Source organism: Agarivorans sp. QJM3NY_25, assembly GCF_050870875.2.
Lineage (GTDB): Bacteria > Pseudomonadota > Gammaproteobacteria > Enterobacterales > Celerinatantimonadaceae > Agarivorans.
Window position 1 is genome coordinate 1,130,565 of the sequence record NZ_CP194041.2, and the last position, 23,201, is coordinate 1,153,765.

The 23,201-nt window shown below is 44.7% G+C and carries 17 protein-coding genes; 11 read left to right on the top strand and 6 right to left on the bottom strand.

The window, feature by feature from the left end:
• Positions 1 to 25: 25 nt before the first annotated feature.
• From hutX to ACRRSW_RS05285, 9 genes are all read left to right on the top strand, one after another.
• Complete coding sequence (gene hutX, locus ACRRSW_RS05245) at positions 26 to 538, top strand: heme utilization cystosolic carrier protein HutX (protein ID WP_432461062.1); 513 nt, start codon at positions 26 to 28, stop codon at positions 536 to 538.
• Positions 538 to 1,062 (top strand): pyridoxamine 5'-phosphate oxidase family protein, encoded by a 525-nt coding sequence (locus tag ACRRSW_RS05250; RefSeq protein ID WP_432461063.1) that lies wholly within the window; start codon positions 538 to 540, stop codon positions 1,060 to 1,062. The genes hutX and ACRRSW_RS05250 overlap by 1 nt, the downstream gene beginning before the upstream one ends.
• 1,649 nt (positions 1,063 to 2,711) lie before the next feature.
• Entirely contained in the window at positions 2,712 to 4,298 is a 1,587-nt protein-coding gene (locus ACRRSW_RS05255; RefSeq protein WP_432461064.1) for a methyl-accepting chemotaxis protein, read from the top strand.
• A 1,040-nt stretch (positions 4,299 to 5,338) separates the two neighbouring features.
• Positions 5,339 to 6,199: a helix-turn-helix transcriptional regulator gene (locus ACRRSW_RS05260; RefSeq protein WP_432461065.1), complete on the top strand. Its 861-nt coding sequence runs from the start codon at positions 5,339 to 5,341 to the stop codon at positions 6,197 to 6,199.
• A gap of 98 nt (positions 6,200 to 6,297) precedes the next feature.
• Positions 6,298 to 7,932, top strand: coding sequence for an ABC transporter ATP-binding protein (locus tag ACRRSW_RS05265; RefSeq protein ID WP_432461095.1), 1,635 nt, complete (start codon positions 6,298 to 6,300; stop codon positions 7,930 to 7,932).
• Positions 7,925 to 9,634, top strand: coding sequence for an ABC transporter ATP-binding protein (locus ACRRSW_RS05270; protein WP_432461066.1), 1,710 nt, complete (start codon positions 7,925 to 7,927; stop codon positions 9,632 to 9,634). Before ACRRSW_RS05265 ends, ACRRSW_RS05270 begins: the two co-directional genes overlap by 8 nt.
• Positions 9,635 to 9,707: 73 nt before the next feature.
• The gene (locus ACRRSW_RS05275) at positions 9,708 to 10,964 is read left to right on the top strand and encodes an MFS transporter (protein WP_432461067.1); all 1,257 of its coding nucleotides are present in this window, start codon (positions 9,708 to 9,710) and stop codon (positions 10,962 to 10,964) included.
• 71 nt (positions 10,965 to 11,035) lie between these two features.
• The gene (locus tag ACRRSW_RS05280; protein WP_432461068.1) at positions 11,036 to 11,992 is read left to right on the top strand and encodes a helix-turn-helix domain-containing protein; all 957 of its coding nucleotides are present in this window, start codon (positions 11,036 to 11,038) and stop codon (positions 11,990 to 11,992) included.
• A gap of 106 nt (positions 11,993 to 12,098) precedes the next feature.
• Positions 12,099 to 14,132 carry a TonB-dependent siderophore receptor gene (locus ACRRSW_RS05285; protein WP_432454238.1) on the top strand — a complete coding sequence of 678 codons (2,034 nt, stop codon included), beginning with the start codon at positions 12,099 to 12,101 and terminating at the stop codon, positions 14,130 to 14,132.
• A 101-nt stretch (positions 14,133 to 14,233) separates the two neighbouring features.
• Here ACRRSW_RS05285 and ACRRSW_RS05290 read toward each other — a convergent pair whose 3' ends face one another.
• The 3 genes from ACRRSW_RS05290 to ACRRSW_RS05300 form a co-directional block, all read right to left on the bottom strand.
• Positions 14,234 to 15,148 carry a pseudouridine-5'-phosphate glycosidase gene (locus tag ACRRSW_RS05290; protein ID WP_432454237.1) on the bottom strand — a complete coding sequence of 305 codons (915 nt, stop codon included), beginning with the start codon at positions 15,146 to 15,148 and terminating at the stop codon, positions 14,234 to 14,236.
• Positions 15,141 to 16,232 carry a PfkB family carbohydrate kinase gene (locus ACRRSW_RS05295; RefSeq protein ID WP_432454236.1) on the bottom strand — a complete coding sequence of 364 codons (1,092 nt, stop codon included), beginning with the start codon at positions 16,230 to 16,232 and terminating at the stop codon, positions 15,141 to 15,143. Before ACRRSW_RS05295 ends, ACRRSW_RS05290 begins: the two co-directional genes overlap by 8 nt.
• Positions 16,233 to 16,432: 200 nt before the next feature.
• Positions 16,433 to 19,018, bottom strand: coding sequence for a pectinesterase family protein (locus tag ACRRSW_RS05300; protein ID WP_432461069.1), 2,586 nt, complete (start codon positions 19,016 to 19,018; stop codon positions 16,433 to 16,435).
• 362 nt (positions 19,019 to 19,380) lie between these two features.
• Between ACRRSW_RS05300 and ACRRSW_RS05305 the strand changes: the two genes are divergently transcribed.
• On the top strand, positions 19,381 to 19,992 hold the full coding sequence (locus ACRRSW_RS05305) for a LysE family translocator (protein ID WP_432461070.1): 612 nt from the start codon (positions 19,381 to 19,383) through the stop codon (positions 19,990 to 19,992).
• A gap of 90 nt (positions 19,993 to 20,082) precedes the next feature.
• Positions 20,083 to 20,490, top strand: a complete 408-nt coding sequence (locus ACRRSW_RS05310) for a nuclear transport factor 2 family protein (protein WP_432461071.1) — start codon at positions 20,083 to 20,085, stop codon at positions 20,488 to 20,490.
• Between the two features lie 280 nt (positions 20,491 to 20,770).
• Here ACRRSW_RS05310 and ACRRSW_RS05315 read toward each other — a convergent pair whose 3' ends face one another.
• The 3 genes from ACRRSW_RS05315 to ACRRSW_RS05325 all read right to left on the bottom strand — a co-directional run bounded on the left by ACRRSW_RS05315 (position 20,771) and on the right by ACRRSW_RS05325 (position 22,985).
• Positions 20,771 to 21,706: a DMT family transporter gene (locus ACRRSW_RS05315; RefSeq protein ID WP_432461072.1), complete on the bottom strand. Its 936-nt coding sequence runs from the start codon at positions 21,704 to 21,706 to the stop codon at positions 20,771 to 20,773.
• A 137-nt stretch (positions 21,707 to 21,843) separates the two neighbouring features.
• Positions 21,844 to 22,554, bottom strand: a complete 711-nt coding sequence (locus ACRRSW_RS05320; RefSeq protein ID WP_432454231.1) for a helix-turn-helix domain-containing protein — start codon at positions 22,552 to 22,554, stop codon at positions 21,844 to 21,846.
• Between the two features lie 143 nt (positions 22,555 to 22,697).
• Complete coding sequence (locus ACRRSW_RS05325) at positions 22,698 to 22,985, bottom strand: hypothetical protein (RefSeq protein ID WP_432461096.1); 288 nt, start codon at positions 22,983 to 22,985, stop codon at positions 22,698 to 22,700.
• Positions 22,986 to 23,201: the final 216 nt, after the last annotated feature.

Sequence of the window (23,201 nt, forward strand, 5' to 3'; positions counted from 1 at the left end):
AGTCAGTGGTCGATAGGAGAGTTAAATGACGCTATCTGTAGTAGACGTGCTTGAGCAGTATCCAGATTTAAGTGTGGCTCAATTAGCCCAGAAAGCTCAATCTAGTGAAGCAGAAGTTGTCGCCCATTTGCCTGAACATATGGCATGTTGGTTAGTCACTGAACAATTACAATGGTTACTCTATGATTTGCCGAGTTGGGGACCATTAACCACAATTATTCAGATTGCGGGTTCAGTTTTTGAAATTAAGGATAGTTTTCCTGCGGGGAAATTGGGTCATGGTTATTACAATTTAATGGACAAGCAAAGCCACTTACATGGTCATCTTAAGTTAGAAAACATCGCTCAGGTGGCCTTAGTGAGTAAACCTTTGCGCGGTACAGAAAGTTATTGCTTCCAATTTTTTGATGATAGGGGAGACACCATTTTTAAGGTGTACTTGGGGCGTGACCGTAAGCGAGTCTTATTCGCCAATCAAGTGGAACGTTTTGAGTTATTAAAGCAAAAAATGGCTGTGAAAGAAGTAGAGGATTGCTAGTGAGCAGTGACAAGAGTGAGAAACAGCAGCGTTTGGCCTCGCGTTTAGGGCCTGAAATCGCAGAGTTTATCGAACAACAGCAGAGTTTAATACTGGCTTCTCAGGGGGAAGATGGTTTCCCTCACAATTCGTATTCGCCGTTTGTTTTTTATCAGGCAGAATTTTTTGTTTTTATTAGCGACATCTCCAAACATGCTCACTATTTACGTGCGCATGAAAAAGCCGCGCTAATGTTGATTGAAGATGAGACGAGCTCTCAGCAAATTTATGCCCGTAAACGCTTGAGCTATGAAGTGATTGCGCAACAAGTCGATGCTGAGCCCAGAGAGCAAGTGCTGGACTTATTAGCCAAACGCCATGGCGATATTGTCGAAAATCTTCGTCAGTTAAGTGATTTTAAGTTATTTCGTTTAACGCCGATTAACGGACGTTATGTAAAAGGATTTGGTCAAGCTTTTGATATTAAAGGTTATGACGATGTCGATTTTGTGCACTTGAAGGAAGGGCACAAAAAGCGAGCTTAAGGGCTCGTGGTTTACACCCGGGGTATAGCTGCCCCTGTACGTAAGTACTCTCTCCACACTCAGCGCAAGCTGAAACATTAGGTCTAATTAGACTAGAGCGGCACAACATTTCGTGCCGCTTTTTTTATGTTTTAAATTAGTGTGACGACTCGACCTATTTTGCGGCGAGAACCAAAGTGGAGGCTCTCCGCCATTGATGCAGCGCAAGCTGAAACATTAGGTCTAATTGGACTAGAGCGGCACAACATTTCGTGCCGCTTTTTTTATGTTTTAAATTAGTGTGACGACTCGACCTATTTTGCGGCGAGAACCAAAGTGGAGGCTCTCCGCCATTGATGCAGCGCAAGCTGAAACATTAGGTCTAATTGGACTAGAGCGGCACAACATTTCGTGCCGCTTTTTTTATGTTTAAAATCAGTATGACGACCCGCTCCATTTTGCGGTGAGAACCAAAGTGAAGGCTCTCCGCCATTGATGCAGCGCAAGCTGAAACATTAAGTCTAATTAGACTAGAGCGGCACAACATTTCGTGCCGCTTTTTTTATGTTTTAAATTAGTGTGACGACTCGACCTATTTTGCGGCGAGAACCAAAGTGGAGGCTCTCCGCCATTGATGCAGCGCAAGCTGAAACATTAGGTCTAATTGGACTAGAGCGGCACAACATTTCGTGCCGCTTTTTTTATGTTTTAAATTAGTGTGACGACTCGACCTATTTTGCGGCGAGAACCAAAGTGGAGGCTCTCCGCCATTGATGCAGCGCAAGCTGAAACATTAGGTCTAATTGGACTAGAGCGGCACAACATTTCGTGCCGCTTTTTTTATGTTTAAAATCAGTATGACGACCCGCTCCATTTTGCGGTGAGAACCAAAGTGAAGGCTCTCCGCCATTGATGCAGCGCAAGCTGAAACATTAAGTCTAATTAGACTAGAGCGGCACAACATTTCGTGCCGCTTTTTTTATGTTTTAAATTAGTGTGACGACTCGACCTATTTTGCGGCGAGAACCAAAGTGGAGGCTCTCCGCCATTGATGCAGCGCAAGCTGAAACATTAGGTCTAATTAGACTAGAGCGGCACAACATTTCGTGCCGCTTTTTTTATGTTTTAAATTAGTGTGACGACTCGACCTATTTTGCGGCGAGAACCAAAGTGAAGGCTCTCCGCCATTGATGCAGTGCAAGCTGAAACATTAGGTCTGATTAGACCGTGGCACAGAACGGAATACCGATTTTATTTCTTGAATGTATGTAAACGATAGGCTTGTTCTGGTGACTTTGTAAATGATTCTTGCCATTCACGCTATATCTGTCGATTCCCTATTCTTCTGATAGGCCGCTGTTCATTATAAAATAAAATACCGTTTCATTTTTTAGGTTGGATACGTTTTATATTGATTTGTGATCCACTTGCTATGCAGAATAAGCGCCTTTGGCTTGCTGAACGTGAGCCATCGTTGTGGTGAAGGGGAGTGATTGCTTGATGAACGTCTTATCTGCTTGAAGATAATCAAGTACTAGGCTTTGTTTTAGTGCTAAAAATTTGTAAAAAAAACGCGATTAAATTGGCTAGAGTGAAGGAGGCATTCCATAATGTACTTATTCGCTTGGCTAAGTGATGGATAATAAAACTATGGATAAATGGAATTGCATATGAAGCTTTCAAGACAACTAACTTACTTAATGATCGTTGTTATTTTGGGATTTATTTCACTGGGTATTTTTGGATTAACGGAGTTAAAGTCTAGTTTGATCGAGAGCCGTAAACATGAAATTCAGTCAATATTAACTTTTGCCCGTACTCAGTCTCAACTTTATATTGATCAAAACAAAAAGGGACTAATTACGCGCGAAGAGGCAGAAGCAAAAGTCGTTGAAGTTCTATCGGGGATCCGGTTTGGTGCTTCCTATGTATGGTCGAATGATAACAAGGGCATGTCTAGGGTACATATTCGTCCCGAGAAGATGGGCATTTTTCAGAAGTCTTATCAGGAGCATATGGAGAAGCTCCAGAATAAAGACTTTGCCTTCTCTGTGGGAAGTAACCTTAAACCCAATACCAACACTAAAGTGATTAAGGTAAATGGGATGACTAAACTTCCAGGGTGGAATTGGGTAGTGGGTTACGGCGTCTATATGGATGATGTTGAGCAAACTTACTGGGATTTTGCTTTTAAGTTTTTGTTAATCGCGGCTGCAATCATTATTGTGGTGGTTGGTTTAACGATATTTATGTTGAAACTCATTTTGTCTAAGTTAGGCGGAGAGCCAAATTACGCGGTTGAGGTGACCAGTCGCATCGCTAAAGGAGACTTGTCGGAAAAAATTGAAGGTAAGTTTTCCGATGATAGCTTGCTTGGTTCAATTGCTTTCATGCAAAACTCATTGAAGACAATGGTTGCTGATATTCTTAAAGGTTCAAATCATCTGACGGAAGCGACCGCAGCTTTACATGAGCAGGTAGCGATGATTACCAATACTTCAAAGGGCGCTTCAGACGCATCGATTTCTACCGCCGCATCGATCTTTGAGATGTCCAGTTGTATCAAAGAAATATCTTCTAGTTCAGAAAAAACTGAGAAAAATTCAGAGCACTCTTACGAGGTCTGTAAAAATGGTGAATTATTGGTGCAGCGCTCGAGTGATGTGATTAATCAAATTTCTGAGCAAATTAGCACTTCAATGTCCGACTTTAAAAACCTACAAGATCGCTCTAATCAAATCGGCAGTATTGTGAAAGTGATTCGAGACATTGCCGACCAAACCAACTTGTTAGCACTGAATGCGGCAATTGAGGCGGCTAGAGCGGGTGAGCAAGGTCGTGGTTTTGCAGTGGTCGCCGACGAGGTGCGAACCTTAGCTTCACGTACCGCAACCGCAACCGCTGAAATTACAGAGACTATCAACGTGATTCAGAATGATACTGACGTAGTGGCGAAGGCTTTAGAGTCTATCCTTCCGAAAGTTCAAGATAGCGTTTCTAGCTCAGTTGAGGTGACTCAAATGCTTGGTGACGTGCAAACCAGTTCAACCGATACCTTGAATATGATCCGTGAAGTATCAAGTGCGACCTCCGAGCAGGAGCAAGCCTCAAACGAACTCACTATGCACGTCGAAAATATTTCAGGAATGGTGCAAGGCACTGCGGATTCAATTGAACAATGTCGCGATACGGTAGCTGCATTGGATGAATTGGCCAATGAGTTGAATAAATCGGTGAGTTATTTCACCCTGAAGTAACTTGTATCCCTCTCGCTGAAACAGTCGCAGTTTATGAGATTGTTTCAGCTTGTTTCATTTCCTCAAGATCCCATCCTCTATTTCCATTGGTTATTGCACTAGTCCCGGTTCTTCACTCACTTGGTATTTCCTAGATTTTCATGGATACAGTCTGCCGGTTTTAGTGGGAGTCTAAGCTTAGGCATTACTCATTGTTGATTGTGCGAGCTCAAAGGAGTCGCAGCGCCTCGTTGGCTGTGATAGCTGCCCCTTAGTAGGACATACATTAGCAATAGCTGGTTGCTTGCTTAACGAAAGTGCTCAGGCTTCCTCAGAGATAAGCTTAAATCTTAATAAATGTTCTTTTTTGTCAGAAAGGTAAAATAATTACAAATACAAGTTGATCTATGTCACATATAGGTAGAGAATTGTGATGTGGATTAGGTAATCATTCGGAGAAAACAACATGAACTCATCAGTAACTACAGAATTTGACGTAAACAACACAAAAAAATCAAGCAGTAATGGCAAGTTGCACAAAACTCTAACTGACATCGCTACTTTGGTAACTATGTTTGCAGTGACAGCTACTATTCAATTATTGCTCACTTTAAGTTGGGTGAACTAACGAAAGGTAGTTAAACATTGTTTTATTGGTGGTTTGGCCTTGTAAGCTTATTTAGTTAATTTTATTTGGGGTCGAAAAATCGCCATTGCTAATCAGCAATTGATTGAGACAGGCTTTGTTTGACGTTTATCAGTCTTTCGTAATTTATTTTTAGCACGGAGCAGTGCACTCCTATTTGCTTGCTCAGTATTGCCAGGGACATGGCCTTATCTGCTTGTCGTTTATCGACTCGTGACGCAATTGAGCTTATTCCTCGTATCCTATCGCAATATTCATCTTCCTCTACTTCGACATTGTTCCATAAGTCTCCTATATCATCTTAAGTCAAAAATTGCCCATCTTAGCCAAAACAATTAGAGATCTATTGATTGCCATTTAAATGATAATCATTATTATTTAAATGAGTGATTAATAAGCATAACAGTGAAACCATATGGATGATTTGGTTACTCAAATAAAACAAGCACAATCGCTTATTGGTTGTTTAGATACGGTGTACCTTGATGGTCGATTAAGAGTCGATATCATCAATGTTCAAGCATCCCGAACCACCATATTAAATGATCCTGTCAACGCGGGTGGTTATCTTACTATTATGGGAAATAATGGTGCTTACAATCCTGACTTCCCTGACTATCCAGCATCTGCATTTGTACATCGTTTTATGGTGACAGTGTTACCCGAATCGAGGTGGCATGACACACTAGTTCTCCCAACCAATGCGCAAATTCAGGCGATCCGGATCCATTTTCCTCAAGAGCAACCACCTTGTCAGTTATTGATGAAGGATAGTGTGGATGATTTTTTTGTGCCATTGCAGTTGTACCAGGCCGGATGGCAGTTTCAGTTATTAGGGGAGTTGCGTTATGTGGTCAATTCAGTATGGAATTGTCGGCTGTCAGGAGAAGCGCGAAGGATGTGGATGCTCGGCAAGATGTATGAAATCTTAGCTTTAGCTATATCCCAGTCGAGACCTCAATCGTTAGCTGAAAAAGCAACAACTTTGGTTCGACAACAAATTGATTTGAACTGGACCATTGCTAGTTTAGCAAAGGCCCTGGCAACGAATGAATGTTATTTGAAGCAAGCTTTTCATCAAGAGTATGGCATTGGGGTTGCATCCTGGATCCAGCAATACCGTATTCAGCAAGCTCAACATCAGCTTAAATCGGGATTAAAGCCTGTGACAGATGTTGCATTCTCACTTGGATTTCAAACTAGTAGTTATTTTGCCAAAGTTTTCAAACGTCATATCGGACTTACTCCCTCTGAGTTTCGAAAGATAAATTCCTAAATTTACCTTTTCATTTCCTGAAAGTGACAGCAGACTTTTACCACTCATATAACAATGATTCTTATTTGCATTGGTGGCAGATGTTAGTTAATCAGTCGATGTCCAGAAAGCAGGCTTTTCTTTCAATACTAAAGGAGACACATTTACGCGTCATTACATCAATCGTGTGTGCAGTTCTAGCTTCTATCATTGAGCTCATTCCATGGTTATGTGTTTATCTCGGTGCTCAATCCATGCTTGCTCAGCAGCCAATTGGTGATTATGTTTTGTTGTTGAGTGGAGCGCTAATTATTCGCTATCTGCTTCACTCTTGCGCATTGTGGCAAGCTCACCTTGTGGCCTACCATGTAATTTCGAAACTACGCCAACATATTATTTTATCCTTGGCTGAAATGCCCGTTGAGCGATTAAAAACTTGGCACAGGGCAGATCTTGAGAAACGAATCTCAGAAGATTGTCAGGCCTTGGAGCCTCTAATTGCTCACCACAGTACTGACATCATCAATGGGATCTTGATGCCTATTTTGTTGGCTGGTTTGCTTTTTTATATCGATTGGCGAATTGGCCTAATAGCTTTTATTCCCTTGCCCATTGCAGCAAGTATTCAATTTTTATTTATGCGTGGATTTTCAGGCAGGCTCCATAAGTACCATGATGTTTTAGCTCGAATGCATGCCGCTCAGCTGGAGTTTTTACGCAGTGTTGGCGTGATGAAACTATTTTCGGTGGATGCGAAAGCTTATCAGCAGTTATATCAGGCAATGCGACGCCACCATCGCCTTGTGATTAGTTATACCCAACAAATGATCCGTGGCTGGATTAGTTTTGTCACGATTGCCCAGTGCTCATTTATGCTGGTTGTTCCATTTGCGATTGCTTTTGTGATTGATGGTTCGATGACCAAACCCGACTTGGTGATGGTTGCAGTGATTACTGCTGGTTTGTTAAAACCGTGGTTAGACTTAACCCAGGTGGTGGGTCAAATGCAATCTTCACTTCTCTCATTAGACCGAATCATTCCGCTATTTGGCCAAAAAATACAGCAACAACAGCGCTGGAGCGAGCCCGTTAAAGCAGTGACATGCCGTGATGTCTGCTTATATCAGGGGCAGCAAACGATACTCAAGCAAGCTGAGGGCACCATATTACCGGGTGAACGTGTACTTATTTATGGTGCATCTGGCTCGGGTAAAAGCTCTCTTATCGGAATTCTAAGTGGCTCATTAAAGGCTGATCAAGGTGATTGGTACATCAACGATATACCGGTGAGTCAGTTAAATGATCAACAACGTGCAGGTTTAATCGCCTTGGTTGGTCAACAAGCGATATTTTTTAAAGCTTCGCTCAGAGCTAACTTACTGATTAGCGACTCAAATATTAAGGATGAGGTGATTTGGACCGTTCTGAATTTAATGCGCTTGAGCGATATGGTTGAGCAGTTACCACATCAACTAGATACCCAAATGGATGAAACTCGACGTAGTTTTAGTGGTGGCGAAATGCAGCGCCTTGCCATAGCTAGAGCGATGCTAGCGGATACGCCTATCTTAGTGTTAGATGAGTCTACAGCCCACCTTGATGCTCAAACTGAGTTAGAGGTTCTTGAGGCGCTACGTGGTTATTCGCCGCATCAAATTCAAATTATTATTACTCACAAGCCGAATCAAGTCAGTACTGCGAATCGTCGTTGGCGATTGTGTGATAGCGCGATAGTAGAGGAATACCATGACTAAGTTTCGCTTCTTACTTCAATATAGTGGCGCCAGTTGTCGCCAATTTTGGCTCGGGATTATCGGAAAAATGTTGGCCGAACTAGTGCCAGTTGTGCTTTGGAGTCTGCTATTTATCTTTTTACTCCAAGGTATGACGCTGCCACTGTATGCCTTATTCTTGTTTGCGATTGGCTTAATTGCGTTGCAATTTGTGATAGGGCAAACGGCAAAAAAAAGTTTTATTGGCGCCTATCATATTACGCATCAATTGCGAGAGCGGCTGTTAAATGATCTTCGAAAGCAGCCGCTGGCTTGCCTCGTTGGCAAAGGACTTGGCGAGCGAATGAAACAAATTACCACCGATCTTAAGTTGTTTGAGGATATTCTTAGTCACTTGGTGGCTGATTTTTTAGCCGCAGGCGTGGCGCCCTTTGCGATGTTGATTATGCTGAGTTGGATTTCTCCGATACTCGCAGTATTGCTGGTCGTGATGATTGTTTTGGCATCGACCGTGTTGCTGTTACTAGAGAAACGTTTTAACCAAACCGCGCAACATTATCACCTACATAGTAACCAGACCGCCGATAAACTACTCGAGTATATTGCTTGTCTTCCAATGCTTAAGAGTTTTGGCAATGCAAGAAAGTTGGCGATCCCCCTAAATGATGAAATTGAACAAGTCCGAAAATCAGGACTAGCGCTAGAGGCTACCGGAGGAAAGGGGTTGAGGGCGGCCTGTATCTTACTTGAGCTAGCCTTACCCTTGGTTATGTGGCAGGGGGCTCGTATGGTCGATATTGGGACGCTCACCGCAACCCAATGGTTGGTCGCTGTTGCCGCCACGATCGCCTGTATCAAGCCCTTAACTCGCATGGCTTTTTTCTCAGCGATGTTACGTTACTTTGTGAATGCTGTATTTCGTTTGTATGCTTTGGCGAATACCCCCCTTCAGCAGCAACATGGTCAAGCGCTCACCAGTTATGGGCTTGAATTAGACGCCGTCAGTTTGCATTTAAATCAACAAACAATATTAGATGCTATTTCTATGAAAGTTGCGGCTGGTGAGCATGTCGCTATTGTTGGTCCAAGCGGAGCGGGAAAGTCTAGTCTATTAGATCTGATTGCGGCTTTTCATATGCCCAGCCAGGGGACCATCCGAATCGGCGGTTTAAGTCTCGAACAATCAGGTACCGAACACCTCTATCGCAATATTGCATATGTAACTCAAGACGTTCAATTATTTGCCGGAAGCCTGAAAGATAACCTATTGATTGCCGCTCCTGATGCTTCTGAACAAAGCATGCAGCAAGCCATTGTTGCGGCAGGTTTGGCACCGATGTTACAGCGCTTACCAAAGGGGCTGGAGAGTGAGGTTGGTGAAAATGGTAATCAGTTTTCACAAGGAGAGCGGCAACGGATTAGTATTGCTCGAGCGATTTTGCACGATGCACCGATCCTGCTTTTAGATGAGATTAGCTCAGCTTTAGACATTAATACACAAGCGCAAGTTATGGCGGCTTTAAAGCAATTGAGTATCCAAAAAACGGTGATTACGGTTGCTCACCGTCTAGATACGGTGCTTGATTCAGATCGGATTTACTTATTAGAAAAGGGCCAGATTAGTCATGTTGGCCAGCATGAAGCGTTGTTGTGTTCTAGTTCAAGCTATCAACAGCTATGGAAAGCGAATTGTTCGGGTTATGAAACCGCGGTAGGCATTTAACCACCGCTCAGCTGCCCTTGTAGAATAAGTACGAATCATTACTAAATATTGAGTCATTAATTGAGGTTATCGGATGCAAACGGCAACACCATTATCTTCGAAATTGGGTTTGGGATCTCTGCTGAGCATTATGGCGGGGGTGTATACCATCCAAAGCATTATTGGCATGTTCACCTTACAGGGACTTCCCGCCATCTTGCGCTCCGAAGGTGTATCGACTTCCCATATTGGCCTGTTTTACATCGCGATGTTGCCATGGGCGTTAAAATTTATTTGGTCGCCCACAGTGGAAGAAATACGTAAGCGAGGTGCGAATTTTAGCCATCATGGGTATCTAATTTTAGGTGCTCAATTATTGATCATTTTGTTGCTGCTGTTCTTTGCGACAAAAATAGCACTTACACAGCTCTGGTTGTTGTTTTCCGGTATATTTTTATTAGCCTTGTTGTCGACTTTTGCTGATATTACGACCGATGGTTTAGCGGTGGATCAGCTTGCGCCCCATCAGCGCCACATTGGGAATGTGATGCAAGTGGGCGGAGGGTATCTGGGGGCTATTTTTGGGGGGGGCGTGTTCATTTATTTGAATGGCATTTTTGATTGGAAAACCGCACTGCTGTTGTTGATAGTATTGGTTGGATTGATGTCCTTACCTTCGCTGAAATTATTCACCAGCAAAGTCGTTGTGTCTGCTGTTAAAAGTAAGACTCGACCTTCGCTTAGAAATGCCTTGGTCAAGCACCAAGTGCGACAAGGTTTAGTCGTGGTTTTTCTTTGTCAGTTTGGAACCCGAAGTGTGTTAGCGATGATGATGCCTTTTTTATATGACCAAGGGATCCAGCTTGAAAGTTTAGGTTTGCTGGTGGCTGGAGGTAGTGCCTTGACCGGATTTATTGGTGTTGGCTTGAGTGCTTGGCTGATCAAGCACAGCAGCGCTGGTAAGTTATTGTTGGGATGTTTATGCCTTGAATTATTGTTGTACATTGGATTTTTCTTCTATGCCGCAACGTTTTTGACTCAAAGCCAGGGCTTGGTGGTGCTATTTACCCTGAACGCAATTGTTGGTTCAGCTAAATTTGTTGCTTTATATACCTTAATGATGGACTGGTCATACGGTGAGCAGGCGGGAGTCGACTTTTCTCTATTCCAATCTATGGATATGGTTGTGGGGATCCTCATGGCGGTCATTTGCGGCTGGTTAATCTCTCAATTTGGTTATGCGGTTCATTATGGCTTAGCTATTTTAGCCAGTGGCTTTGCGATTTTTAAATTACGTGGTTTGTTATTAGCCAGACCTTTTAATGCGGTAAGCGAAACCCATCTCGCTTAAATTGAGGGTTTACTGCTCATCTTGAGTCAGTGATTCATCGAGGGATGTATGTTAGTTAAGGATGCGTTTTTATGGTTTCACCGTTAAATCTTCAAGCGGAAATTTCGCTCACCCAATTATTGTTAGATACACCAATGCAAGATACTTCAATACAAAATCAATGCCGATTATTACGTTGCAAGTTACAACCAGGCATTGATTTATTTATCTGGCAAAGTCAGCTGGTAGAGCCATTTAAACTCAGGGCTTACGATGATTTGGGGATGATAAATTTCACTTGTGCATTAAATGGTCAGTCAGAATTTTCTCTTAAGCATGAAAAGGCGCGTCGAAGATATCAGGTTTCTGAGGGGGCTAATTGTATTAGCTTCACCCCTGGTTGCCACGGCACTGCCTTATATCAAGGGCAATTTGAGAGTTTGGTTGTCGCAGTGCAGCCACGTATTTTGGAGCAATGGGGGATTGATCCAGGGGCGGTTATTCAAGCTCAGTTGAAGGCTCAATGTTGTTTCCTACAAAGTCCTTATCATCGCGAAATTCAAACCACCGCAGCTTTATTAAAACATAAATTACTAAAAATGGCTGCATACCCTCCAAGCCAGCGAAGTGCATCTTCGTTGTGGTTGTTGGGACATAGCATCATCTTTGTTAGCTTGATGTTGGAACAGTATCAGCAACAAACGGTTACGGGCTTCAAGCTGACTCAACAAGAGCAACAAAAGCTACAACTTGCAAAAGAGTTGCTGCTCGCCGATTTAACTAAGGCACCTAGTATTTCTAGTTTGGCCTCCGAAACGGGTTTAAGTGTGCTGAAGATAAAACGTGGATTTCGCTTACTATTCGAGAATAGTGTTTATGGATTATTTCAAGTGGAACGAATGAAAGAAGCAAAAAAGCGCTTGTCAGCAGGGAATGTACAAGTTTTAACCGTTGCTTCCGATCTTGGCTATGTGAATGCGAGCCATTTCTCTAGCGCCTTCTATAAACAATTTGGGGTGAACCCTTCAACTTATAAACGTAGTTTCTAAAAGATGTTATGGATACCGAAACGGGCATAAGAAAAACCTTTTCGGGTAGTCTTTAGTGTTGCAAATGATTATCATTTGCAACACTAAAGGATGACAAGGAAACAACATGAACCTTAATGGCTTTTATCTATTGGTCTTTATCAGTACGTTAAGTGCTCCGGTAGTTGGTGCGGAACCAAGTCCCGATGAGGCTGGGGCCTTAGGCACCATGGTCGTGACGGCGAGTAAACAATCCGCTCACGCGGCATCATCAATTAATGTGTCTTCGAGTGTTGTGGATAAATATCAGCTTGAAGATGCCAGAGTCACTCAGGTTGAAGATTTAAGCCGAGTATTACCAGGTTTGAAAATTGAAAAGAGTGGTAGTTTATTGTTTCCTATCGTTTCTTTGCGGGGGGTGTCGTCGGCGCAAGATTTTTATCACCCTTCGGTGAGTATCTATGTGGATGGTGTTCCACTGCTCGCCACCGACATGTTACAAGTTTTAAATAATGTTCAAAGCGTTGAAATGTTACGTGGTCCTCAGGGAACGCTATATGGGCAAAGTGCGCAGGGTGGGATCATCAATATTGTGACAGCGAAACCAGGCAATCGAACCCAAGCTTTTGTCGCTGGAGGTTGGGCAAGCCGTCACAGTAATCATGGCAAGATACACGTAAGCGCGCCGATACAAAAAGGCCTGTTGTATGCGAGTGTGACTTTATCGAGACAAGATGATAATGGTGACTTCACTAACCCTGCCACCGGCAGTGATGACTTGGGTGGGGCAGCAAGTGAGTTGGGCAGCATGGCATTTCGTTTGGCGCCCGATGACCATCCTTGGGAAGCCAATTTAAAGATCAGTCATAGTTGTACCGAAGCGAGTCAAGATACCTATATCGATTACGATGATATTGACAATAAAACCTTAAGTCTTCTTGACGGATCGCCAGATCCCTATTTGAAACGTTGCTCCAATAGCCAATCGCTTGCTGGAACTTATACGGCGGCCGATTGGGAATTAATGATGCTTACGGCTTTTCAACAACAAGATTATCAACGGCTTTTCCCAAATGGTTCGGTAATTGCCAATATGCCTGAAGATTGGCAGCAAAATGTACAAGAAATTCGGCTCGCTACCCGCGGAGCTAAACGTACAATAGACGCTGTTTTCGGGCTCTATCGTCAATATACAAAACAGCAACTTAATCTTTCTTATGATTTGTTATCAGGTCCCAATTATCAAACTAGTGATGCTCAAACCACAATGCAAACGATCGCTGCCTACAGTGATTTAACATGGCATGTTAGTGAGCGATTTAATCTTGGAGGTGGTCTGCGTTTCTCGCATGAGCGGGCTAAAACTAGTTATGCTATTTCGCAAATGGGGACCCCTTATAATGCTCAAAATAGTTTGCAAGATAATCACTTACTTGGGCAGTTATCCTCTGGCTATCAGCTCAATCAAGCATGGTACTTATATTCAAGAATAGCCCAAGGCTACAAAGCGGCGGGATTCAATATTATTCCTACCGCGAGCTCATCAGCGGAGCCATATGAGCAAGAAACGTCTATCAACTATGAGCTGGGTTCACGTTATCAGGCGGGGCCGCTGCAAATTCAGAGTGCAATTTTTCATACCCATACCAAAGATATGCAGTTGTATTTTGGTCCTTTGGGTGGGCAAACACTATCGAATGCGGGAACAGCAGATGCGACGGGGATCGAATTGAGCTCTAGTTGGCAATTTAACCCTATTTGGACTTGGGATATTGATGGGACTGCAGTACATGCTGAATTTACCGATGACAGTCTTTTATATGCTGGAAACAAGGTGCCTTTTGTTCCTGAGTTTAGCGGGTCGACGAGTTTGAATGGAGCCATTGATGGGGCCTATGGCATGTTGACGCCTCGCGTGGCTTTGAATGTTGTAGGGCCGCATTATTTTGATGGTGATAACCAGCTTCGACAAGCCAGCTATGCACTCACTGATCTTCGGCTTGGATGGCAGGCAAATGACAAGTTTAATCTTTCGGTGTATGCCAATAATGTATTTAACCGTCGTTACCGAACTTATGCCTATAGCAGTGGTAGCTCAAATTATGCTCAGGCTAATGTTGGTCGAACCATTGGTATCGATTTACGTTACGATATTTATTAGTTGAAGGACTGTTATCAAACGGTAGCTTAGTTCGAAATGTTTAAGCTACCGATTTTAAACAGGCAAGTAATCTGTCGATTACTTGCTTAGCTGTATATGACTTAGGCGCAGTAGGCGATGGCAATCGCCGCGCCAAGGCGTGCATTGTTCAGCACCAGCTGAATATTACTCTCTAAGCTATCCCCACCTGTCAGCTCACACACGCGGGCCAGTAGGAAGGGGGTTGATTGCTTACCACTAATCCCTTGCTGTTCGGCTTCTTGTAAGGCTTGCTCAATGGCAGCATCAATGCTGGCCTTAGGCATTGCATATTGCTCTGGAATGGGGTTGGCAATGACCGCCCCACCTTGCAATGCTAACTGTTGTTTAGCTTTTAAAACGTCAGCTATTTGCTGGGCTGAATCTAAGCGATAATCTACTTTAAAGTCGCTTTCACGAGTGTAGAAGGCGGGGAGGCTGTCGGTTTGGTAGCCGATGACCGGAACACCATTGGTTTCTAAATACTCTAAGGTTAAGCCTAGGTCGAGAATCGATTTGGCACCGGCGCAAACCACCGCGACATTGGTTTGCGATAACTCTTCTAAATCCGCAGAAATATCGAAACTTTGTTGAGCACCGCGATGCACCCCACCAATTCCGCCAGTGGCAAAGATTTTCACACCAGCCATGGCGGCTAAGATCATGGTTGCCGCTACTGTGGTTGCGCCATGTTGACCCGCTGCAACCACAAAGGGAATGTCACGACGGCTGACTTTAGTGACCGACAGTCCGGCTTTACCTAGTAGTTCAATTTCGTCCTTTTCTAAACCAACTTTGAGTCGTCCATTAATAATCGCGATGGTCGCTGGAATTGCGCCTTCTTCGCGCACGGTCGCCGAAACCTGCAGGGCCGTTTCAACATTTTTCGGGTAAGGCATACCATGAGAAATAATGGTTGATTCCAGCGCGACAACTGCTTGGTTGGCTGCGAGGGCTGCGGCGACTTCGGGATGAATGTCGAGAAAAGAATTAAGCATGGTGACTCTCCATATGGCGGCGTACCGCTCGTTCAGAAATAAGTGGATTGATCGTGTGTTCGGATTGGGTGGCAATTTGCGCGCAGGCGAAGGCAAATTCGACACTGTCTTGCCAGGACCAGTTTTGTAAGCTTGCGTGGCTCATGCCTGCCATCATCGCATCTCCGGCACCGGTGACATTGATGACTTGCGGGTTTACATTGCTTAAGCGGATCACTTGCTGCTGATCACTGGCGTAGATCCCGCGCGCCCCTAGACTCAGTAGCAGTTTGTTCACACCAGCCTGATGTAAGGCTTCGCAAACCCGTGGCAAATCATCGTCACTATTAATGGTGACGCCGCTGAGCAGCTCGGCTTCGATTAAATTTGGTTTTAGCAGCTCTATTTGTCCCAGATAAGGCCTTAGTTTATGGGCCTTATTAGTGGACACTGGATCAACGAAGATTGATGGTGTTTCAATACAATCAAATAAGTAGGCCAGCGCATCTTCGGATAGGTTGGCATCGAGGATCAGAAGGTCTGCATAACTTAGCAATGACTTGTGTTTCACTAACTGACTTGAATCTAGTTCTTCTAAGATCCGCATGTCGTTGAGTGCCAGTTGCATCTCACCCGAGGCATCATGGATTGAAAGGTAAGTGGCGGTATGACTGGTTTGACTACGTAATAAGTGGCTCACGCCAATACCTGCTTCTTGGCAGGCTGCAATCAGTTGCTCTCCCCATTGGTCTTTACCGATATTGGAAACTAAGTCTACTTTACTGCCCAGTCGCGCAAGGTTATCGGCGATATTACGGGCTACGCCGCCGGGGCTATTGTGCAGGGTGCCTAGGTTGGAATCGCCAGCAATTAAAGTGCCGCTGGCTTTGCCGCATAAATCCATATTGGCGCCGCCAATCACCACCGCACTACGTTGGGAGGCAATAATATATCCCTTGCCTTTAATCAGACCTTTATTGGTTAAATTCATGATATGACCGGCCACCGCACTGCGGCTAATGCCCAGTTGGCTGGCCAGTTCTTGCTGGGCGATCATTGGGTTATCGCGCAGTATCGTGAGAATTTGTTGCTCTCTATTTGTCACAAACAAATGTCCGTTTTGCAAACTTAAGTTTGTATTGTAGTCTACTGCTCAGAAAAATAAAGTACAAATTTTGCTGCTTGGGTGCTGGCCAATATTCATTCGCAGTTCAACTTTTGCTGTAGCGATTGGGGGCGCATCTCAAGCGCAAAAAAAAGCCCCTCCTACCAATGGGTGGGAGAGGCTCGAGACTCGTGGTGAGTTTACAGTTTTTCGGCCAGAGCGCTTAAGTCTCGGTTGGACTTGATTTCTTTCAGCACTAACTTGGCGACCACTTCGGCTCCGGTTTGTTGGAAGTGAGTCGTATCGGGCTTATCCAAGCGCCCAGTCCGGTTTTTATAGAAAGGATACTCGGCGGGGTCAACGGCTAACCAATAGGTTTTCCATACGTCTTCACCTTTTTGGTTAGCGGCTGCAATCACCTTACTTTGCATATCGAGTAAAGGGACGTGATTTGCTTTAGCTGTGTCTTTCACGGTTTGGGTGTAGCTGCCATAGAATTGGTAGCCACCGTCAGAACGTTTCTTGGTGACATGCTGAACAGGATTAAGCGGCACACCAAGTTTCTTTTTGGCGGTCTTGGCGCGAGGCACCGAGGTGAGTAGCACCGGGTGTAATTGTTTCTCTTTGGCAAAAGCCAGGTAGCGCTCTAAAGAATGTTGGAAAGAGTATTCTGACTTACCTTGTGGGAACTGCGGTTGACCTTCTGGTGTATTGGGGTAAGTACATAGGTTGGCGACATCAATTGGGCCGCGTTTTTTCTTCGCGCCATTACATTTTTCATCGTTATGACTAAATTGGATGAATAGGTAATCGCCGGCTTGCACTAAGGAGCCCATTTCGCTAAACCAACGTCCATTAATATAATCACGCGAACTGCGTCCGGAACGTGCTGCATTCACCACCATCAGTTTAGGATTGTCAGCGAGCAATTGGTCTAAAGCCTGGCCCCAGCCCATGCGCGGATAAACATCGGCTTCGTAGTTAGAAGCAGTTGAATCACCAACAATAAATAAACGCGTTGCGGCTGATTTTAACGCTTGTTGGCTTTCGGCTAACTGGATCCCATCGATGGTATATTCTGGGATGCTGGCTAAATTGATGATCGGTTTAAAGCTTAAGTCGGTGAGCGTAGTTTGAGCCGCCAAACCGGTCGAGGTTTTATAGGCGCGATTATGCACCACTTGCTGGCTGATGCTTGTCATGAGAGGGTGTAACTTGGCATCGTAGCTCACTGGGTCGAAAGACTGACTGATACCCTGTTGCGCGGCAAGTTCAGCAAAGGTTTGTTGGAAATTTTTAGTGGCGGTCTGCCAGGCTTTGTGGGAGAAAGCGGGGAGCTTGTCGGCGCTGACTAAAAGTTGCGGGCCGTTGATCCCTTCTGTCTTGGCAAGGCTGGAAACGATTAAGTCCGAAAATGGATTTACATTGCCTAAGGTTTCCCCTTGATTATTCACCTCAACCACTAGCGCACTGGCGCAGAGCGAGCGTTGGGTTTCGCTGCGCAAGCAAGACTCACCACTATTGTCATTGGCTGATACCAGCAGTGGTGGGGTCATACCGGTAATCGACAGTTGGTAGCGACCCTGAGCATCGGTGTTGCTGGTGAGTGTCTTACCTAAGCTGTCTTTGACCAAAATACTGGCTGGAAATTGCATGCTACGATGTAAGACTTCGCCCTTGAGCAGGCTGTTATCGCCTAAACTTATACTGGGTTGCCAACCCGCTAAGATGTGACTTGTGGTGTATTTTGAAGCCTGCTGTTGGCTCAGCTGTGGGCGTTTTTCTAGATTGGTTTTGGCACCTGCACCGCGCGAGGCGTACTCCCAAAAACGTGAGTCTTCAGGATGGAACCAGATCTTGTTCTTGTTGATATCTTTACCACTCATTTTATCCCAGCCGTAGATATGGTCGTCCATTTCACAGTTGAGATAAGCGCTGTGGCCAATCGCATCGGGATCAGCATAGCGTCCGTCAGCAAATCTAGTGGTGGGATGCCAAGGGCGACCTAAGCCATAACTATTGGCGGGAACCCCAGCTTCTTTGCTCAAATGACAATTTTTAAAGACCAAGCCATATTCGTGGTCAATATTGGTGGCAGGCGCTGTCATATAACCATAGGCATCACCAGTTTTCACATCGTTGCGATTGCGAGCAACAATATTGCTGTTTTCAAATAATCCCGTGCCGTGACCGAAGATAAAATCAACAGTACCGCTAATTTGTGATTGGTCGAAATAACTGTGTCCGCCACGTAGATAAAGGGTGTCTTGATAGCTGCGCAGATTCACATCTTTAAACTGTACTCGCTCGCCCTTTTTTCCCACATATAGAGCAACCGCTTGGGTTCCGCGTTGGCGAGTTGGGTCATCGGCGCTTTTGGCTTGGTTTGCTGGAAAATCAAAGCCGTTTTCGATGGTGAGAGAGCGGGCGCTAAAGTCTTTTGCATCAACGTTGACGGTACGGCTACCTGTGGTGCCAAACTTTTTCCCATTGGGTTTTAACATGCTATTGGCGGTGGTCGCGGTAATGATGGTTTTATCGCGATCTTCGCCGATCAGGTAAACATTATCGCGTTTGACCTGAAGTTTTTCCTGATAAACCCCATTCCGGATATAAACCACATAGGGCGAACCATCGGATGGAGCACTATCGATGGCCTGCTGTACCGACTTAAAATCGGCGGAGCCATCCAAGGCGACGACGACATCGTATAACGGTAAAGAAAATGCCGATGAGGCATACAGCATGGCGCCAATGCCAATGCTTCGACCCAAGTAGTTTTTCATATTCTATCCCTATGGTGAAACGGTAATTCTTTAATTAAGAAACATCGGTTTATTATATTTCAATTCAATCCGTTAACTGTGATCGCAATAATAATTGCTAACAATAGTTGGCTGATGAAGCCGTCATCGATGACATCTTTAGGATTCAGTTTTGTTTGGATTTTCCTGTCATTAGCGTGATTTGGAGGCCGAATTTTTGAGTTGGCAAGCGATTTGTGATTGTATAACATCGACGATGAGTGTTGGTCTTAGCGCTTGAAAAGAGTTGCTTGTGATTCTAGCGATACGCATCATGATCGCTTAATCCTTATAAGCTGCTATGACTTGCAGGCTGATTGTTTATTCTCAAGGAAAATGCAGAGATGATTAGTATTGAGTTTTTGCTTACCTCGCTGGTGGTGGTATTAATCCCTGGAACAGGGGTGTTATATACTATTTCTGCGGGTTTGTTTATTAGCGCGAGGGCGAGCGCCGTTGCTGCAGTGGGTTGTACTTTGGGAATTGTACCTTCCTTGTTGGCGAGCATCTTGGGTTTGTCAGTGATTATGCATAGCAGTGCACTTGCATTTCAGGTACTGAAATATGTTGGACTAGTTTATTTATTTTATTTGGCATGGTTGATGTGGCGCTCTAGTGGGGCGTTGTCGTTGCATCAACCGAGTGCTCAGCGGGGAATGATGGCGGTGGCGCTGAAGGGTTTTTTAATCAATATTTTAAACCCCAAACTCACAATTTTCTTTGTTGCATTCCTGCCTCAATTTTTGCCAAACAATGCTGTGGATAGCTCGCAAATGCTGTGGTTAGGCGCGAGATTTATGCTGATCACCTTGTTTGTGTTTATCTTGTATGGCTTGTTGGCCAGCCGTATTCGCCAGTATATTTCTCATTCTCAAAAGTTGAGTAAATGTATACAGCGCTGTTTTGCCGGTAGTTTTGCTTTATTGGGGATTAAACTGGCATTCACTGAGCGTTAGGCTTCAGCCGGGTTTAAGCTTTCGGCTTGGCATGTTACGTGGTCTTTGAGTGGGAAAGTTATTTACAAATAAATGAAGGAAGAAAATGATATGACATCGGCTCAAACGCATCATTTTGTTGCGCCGAAACAAGTGGTTCGGTCATTTTGGGAGGCAATGAGAACGAATGATTTTTACGCTGCTGCGGCATGGCTGGCTGAGGATTTTGAAGGTTTCTGGCCGCAATCCGCTGAGCGGATCATCGGGCGAAATAACTTTGCAGAAATTAATCAGCAATATCCGGCTGAGGGACGCTGGACCTTCCAAGTGAACTCATTGCTTGCCGAGGGCAATCAAGTGGTTAGTGATGTATCGATCAGTGATGGGGTGTTACACGCCAGAGCGATTACCTTTCACACCGTTAAGGATGGGCTAGTCGCGAAACAAGTGGAGTACTGGCCAGAAGATTTCCCAGCCCCTGAATGGCGAGCCCAATGGGTTGAATTGAACCAAGCGTAGACTCCTCCGCCGATTCTATGAGACCACTATCGGCTAGCAGAAGTCACCAGGGGGAATAGGTTTTTGCCTCGCTTGATGTGGGGCTGTCACTCACGGGAATGGCATGATAAATCAACCTTCGGTTGTTTTGGCACCAAGCTCGCTACAGTCGTATTTGCTTAAATTAATCATGCTAGCAATGTCCTTATCGGACGATAAGGTCACTATTTTTCAATGCGATGAGTCTTTTGTTCGCTGCAAGCATTGCGCAATTGTTAGACCTCTCGAGAGGTCAATTGGTTTACGGTTGTTGATTGCCACGGTTAGGGGCATTGCTTTGGCTCTGGAGCACTAAGCAAACGCTAATCAATAACATGCCTGTCCAAGCACTCAGCGAGAGCTGCTCTCCAACAACCAATACCGCTAAAACGGCTGCAACCACCGGTTCGAATAGGGTTAACAGAGTCGCTCGGCTGGCATGCAGAGTTCGCAGCCCGAAACCAAAGGCGAGATAGCCAAGAAACATTGGGACCAATGCCATATAGCAGGCCAGAGCGGTATTTTGTATGCTGGAGAATAACTGTTCTCCAGTGACCAGTAGTGAGGGCAGCAACAACAGAGATGCGAGTCCAAATAAGCTACCGATTGCAGATTCTGATTGGACACCCTTGTCGATCAGAGATTTGGCAAGCCAAGCGTAGATAGCGTAGCTTAAGCCCGCGAGTAAGCCGAGTAAGATCCCGAGTAATTTAGCGGTGTTGGCTTGTTTAAACTCTGTGCTGGATGATGCGGCATAGGTCAATAGTGCAATTCCTAAAGTACCTAAAGAGAAGCTGAATAACCACTGTTTGGTGATATTATTTTTTTTGCTTAATAGACATTCCAATAATACCGTTGCAAAGGGGGCGGTCGCGATCGAAATCACCGTTCCAATTGCGACACCTGCGAGTCGCATTGAGCTATAGAAAGCCAAAGGATAGAGTGCCACAGCGAAGGCTCCGAGAACGAGCTCTTTCTTCAATGTTCGTAGTTGTTGAAGGTCAGATTTGAGTCGATGCCTTGCTATTATCGCTTGCATTAGCCCACCAAAACCCATGGCAAATGCGCCGATGGCTAGAGGGTCTACTTCTGGGGCAAAGCTTGCAGCAGTGCCAGTGGTACCCCATAACAATGAGGCAAATAGTATTGCAAGACTGGCTTGTTGTTGAGTTGAGTGATTGTTGGTGGTGAATTTCATCTGCTTGACGATCCTTGCTTGTGGCCGTTAATCGCTTGACTAGCTGCACGGCATGTTGGCTTTAGGATAAACAGAATGAAATAGAATTAGTTTGCTAAACGGACGCAATCTTTGTTTCGATAGGCGTTTTTTAATCGCTAGCGAGTACACTCTCGAGGAGAGAGCCCAAAGTGGATGGAAAATCGACGGCTAAAGGCCGATAGGTCCTTGTAACCGACACGTTCGGCAACTAATTGTACTGGCAAGTCGGTATGAGTAAGCAGCGCTTTGGCTTTCTCCATACGTTGTTGAGTAATAAATTGATGGACGCTCAGCCCTAGCGCAGTTTTGAATAATTTCTTAAATTGAGTCGGGCTGAGGCATGCTCGCTCGGCGAGCTGATTGATGCTTAGATCAATATTCAGATGTTCGTGGATAAAGGCCTGAATTCGCCGGATCCGAGGATCCATCGCTTGGTATTCTCCTTGCTGTTTTAACAGAGTGTAGAACAGCTGGAAGATAGACTTCTCTATCTCCGGTTGGAGTTGGTATTCTAACTGAGTTTCGATGAAGGAAAGGTAGCTGAGTAGCGGTGGCGTCACCGAGAAAATCATGGCCTTTGTTGGTGCCAAATTAGCAGGTAAGTCCTGCATATCTGCGACCACAAAACGGGCTGCTTCATCGGCATGGAAATGATGTCGCTGTCGTGAGGGGACCACCACACACTCACCTACAGCCACTCTGCCTTGATAATCAGCCAATGCGATATGGATCGCGCCTTGGATCGGTAACACCAACTGATGATGGTGATGCCAGTGACTGCAACGTTGCTTGCTATAGGCTCGAATCGTTAAGCTATTTTCTGTCATTGGAACAATTATGATCAATAAAGCAGCAGTATAGTATAAACCGCTGAGCGCCTATAGTGTCATTTTTTGCAGTAAAAGGGCCTATGGTGAGGCGGGAGTTGGAAACTAATGTTTTAGTGGCTTAGCCACCCGTTATAGCTTGACTAGCGATGCTTACGTTGTTGCTTGAGCTCGTCCGGTGTGGCATTGAAGGAGCTTGGTAATACATCCACGCCTAATATCTTCCCTAACTTGACGATCAGGGGAATGGTAATGGGCGCGAAAGGTAAAACGGCAAACATACTTAATCCTAAGCTCTTGAGTACATCGGCAAATTGTTTATTCGCCTTGCGTAACTCTTCGGCACTGGCCTGCTTCTGGGTGTAACGTCGATAAGTACTTAGCATTTCTTTGGTTTCTTGTTTTTCTTGAGCTAAGGCTTCTTTTACCATCAATAAGTCACGCCTTAAACGTTGCCATATACTCAGTTTTTTTACTCGACTCAAAAATCACTCCATTGGTTTACAAAACGCTAAGGTGGTTATTGTTCTAATATTTGCGGCAGTTAAGCAAGAACTATTCACTATATTTCAGTATAGCGGTGGTTTGGATTGTTTATTCCAGCCGCAGCTGATCTTTGCTCTCCAGTGCCATAAGCGTTGTCATTG

Coding starts and splice junctions, on each gene's coding strand:
- ACRRSW_RS05320 (WP_432454231.1), bottom strand. CDS start 22,554: ATGACAGAAAATAGCTTAACGATTCGAGCCTATAGCAAGCAACGTTGC.
- ACRRSW_RS05305 (WP_432461070.1), top strand. CDS start 19,381: ATGATTAGTATTGAGTTTTTGCTTACCTCGCTGGTGGTGGTATTAATC.
- ACRRSW_RS05290 (WP_432454237.1), bottom strand. CDS start 15,148: ATGCTTAATTCTTTTCTCGACATTCATCCCGAAGTCGCCGCAGCCCTC.
- ACRRSW_RS05325 (WP_432461096.1), bottom strand. CDS start 22,985: ATGGTAAAAGAAGCCTTAGCTCAAGAAAAACAAGAAACCAAAGAAATG.
- ACRRSW_RS05280 (WP_432461068.1), top strand. CDS start 11,036: ATGGTTTCACCGTTAAATCTTCAAGCGGAAATTTCGCTCACCCAATTA.
- ACRRSW_RS05300 (WP_432461069.1), bottom strand. CDS start 19,018: ATGAAAAACTACTTGGGTCGAAGCATTGGCATTGGCGCCATGCTGTAT.
- ACRRSW_RS05285 (WP_432454238.1), top strand. CDS start 12,099: ATGAACCTTAATGGCTTTTATCTATTGGTCTTTATCAGTACGTTAAGT.
- ACRRSW_RS05265 (WP_432461095.1), top strand. CDS start 6,298: ATGTCCAGAAAGCAGGCTTTTCTTTCAATACTAAAGGAGACACATTTA.
- ACRRSW_RS05270 (WP_432461066.1), top strand. CDS start 7,925: ATGACTAAGTTTCGCTTCTTACTTCAATATAGTGGCGCCAGTTGTCGC.
- ACRRSW_RS05315 (WP_432461072.1), bottom strand. CDS start 21,706: ATGAAATTCACCACCAACAATCACTCAACTCAACAACAAGCCAGTCTT.
- hutX (WP_432461062.1), top strand. CDS start 26: ATGACGCTATCTGTAGTAGACGTGCTTGAGCAGTATCCAGATTTAAGT.
- ACRRSW_RS05260 (WP_432461065.1), top strand. CDS start 5,339: ATGGATGATTTGGTTACTCAAATAAAACAAGCACAATCGCTTATTGGT.
- ACRRSW_RS05275 (WP_432461067.1), top strand. CDS start 9,708: ATGCAAACGGCAACACCATTATCTTCGAAATTGGGTTTGGGATCTCTG.
- ACRRSW_RS05310 (WP_432461071.1), top strand. CDS start 20,083: ATGACATCGGCTCAAACGCATCATTTTGTTGCGCCGAAACAAGTGGTT.
- ACRRSW_RS05255 (WP_432461064.1), top strand. CDS start 2,712: ATGAAGCTTTCAAGACAACTAACTTACTTAATGATCGTTGTTATTTTG.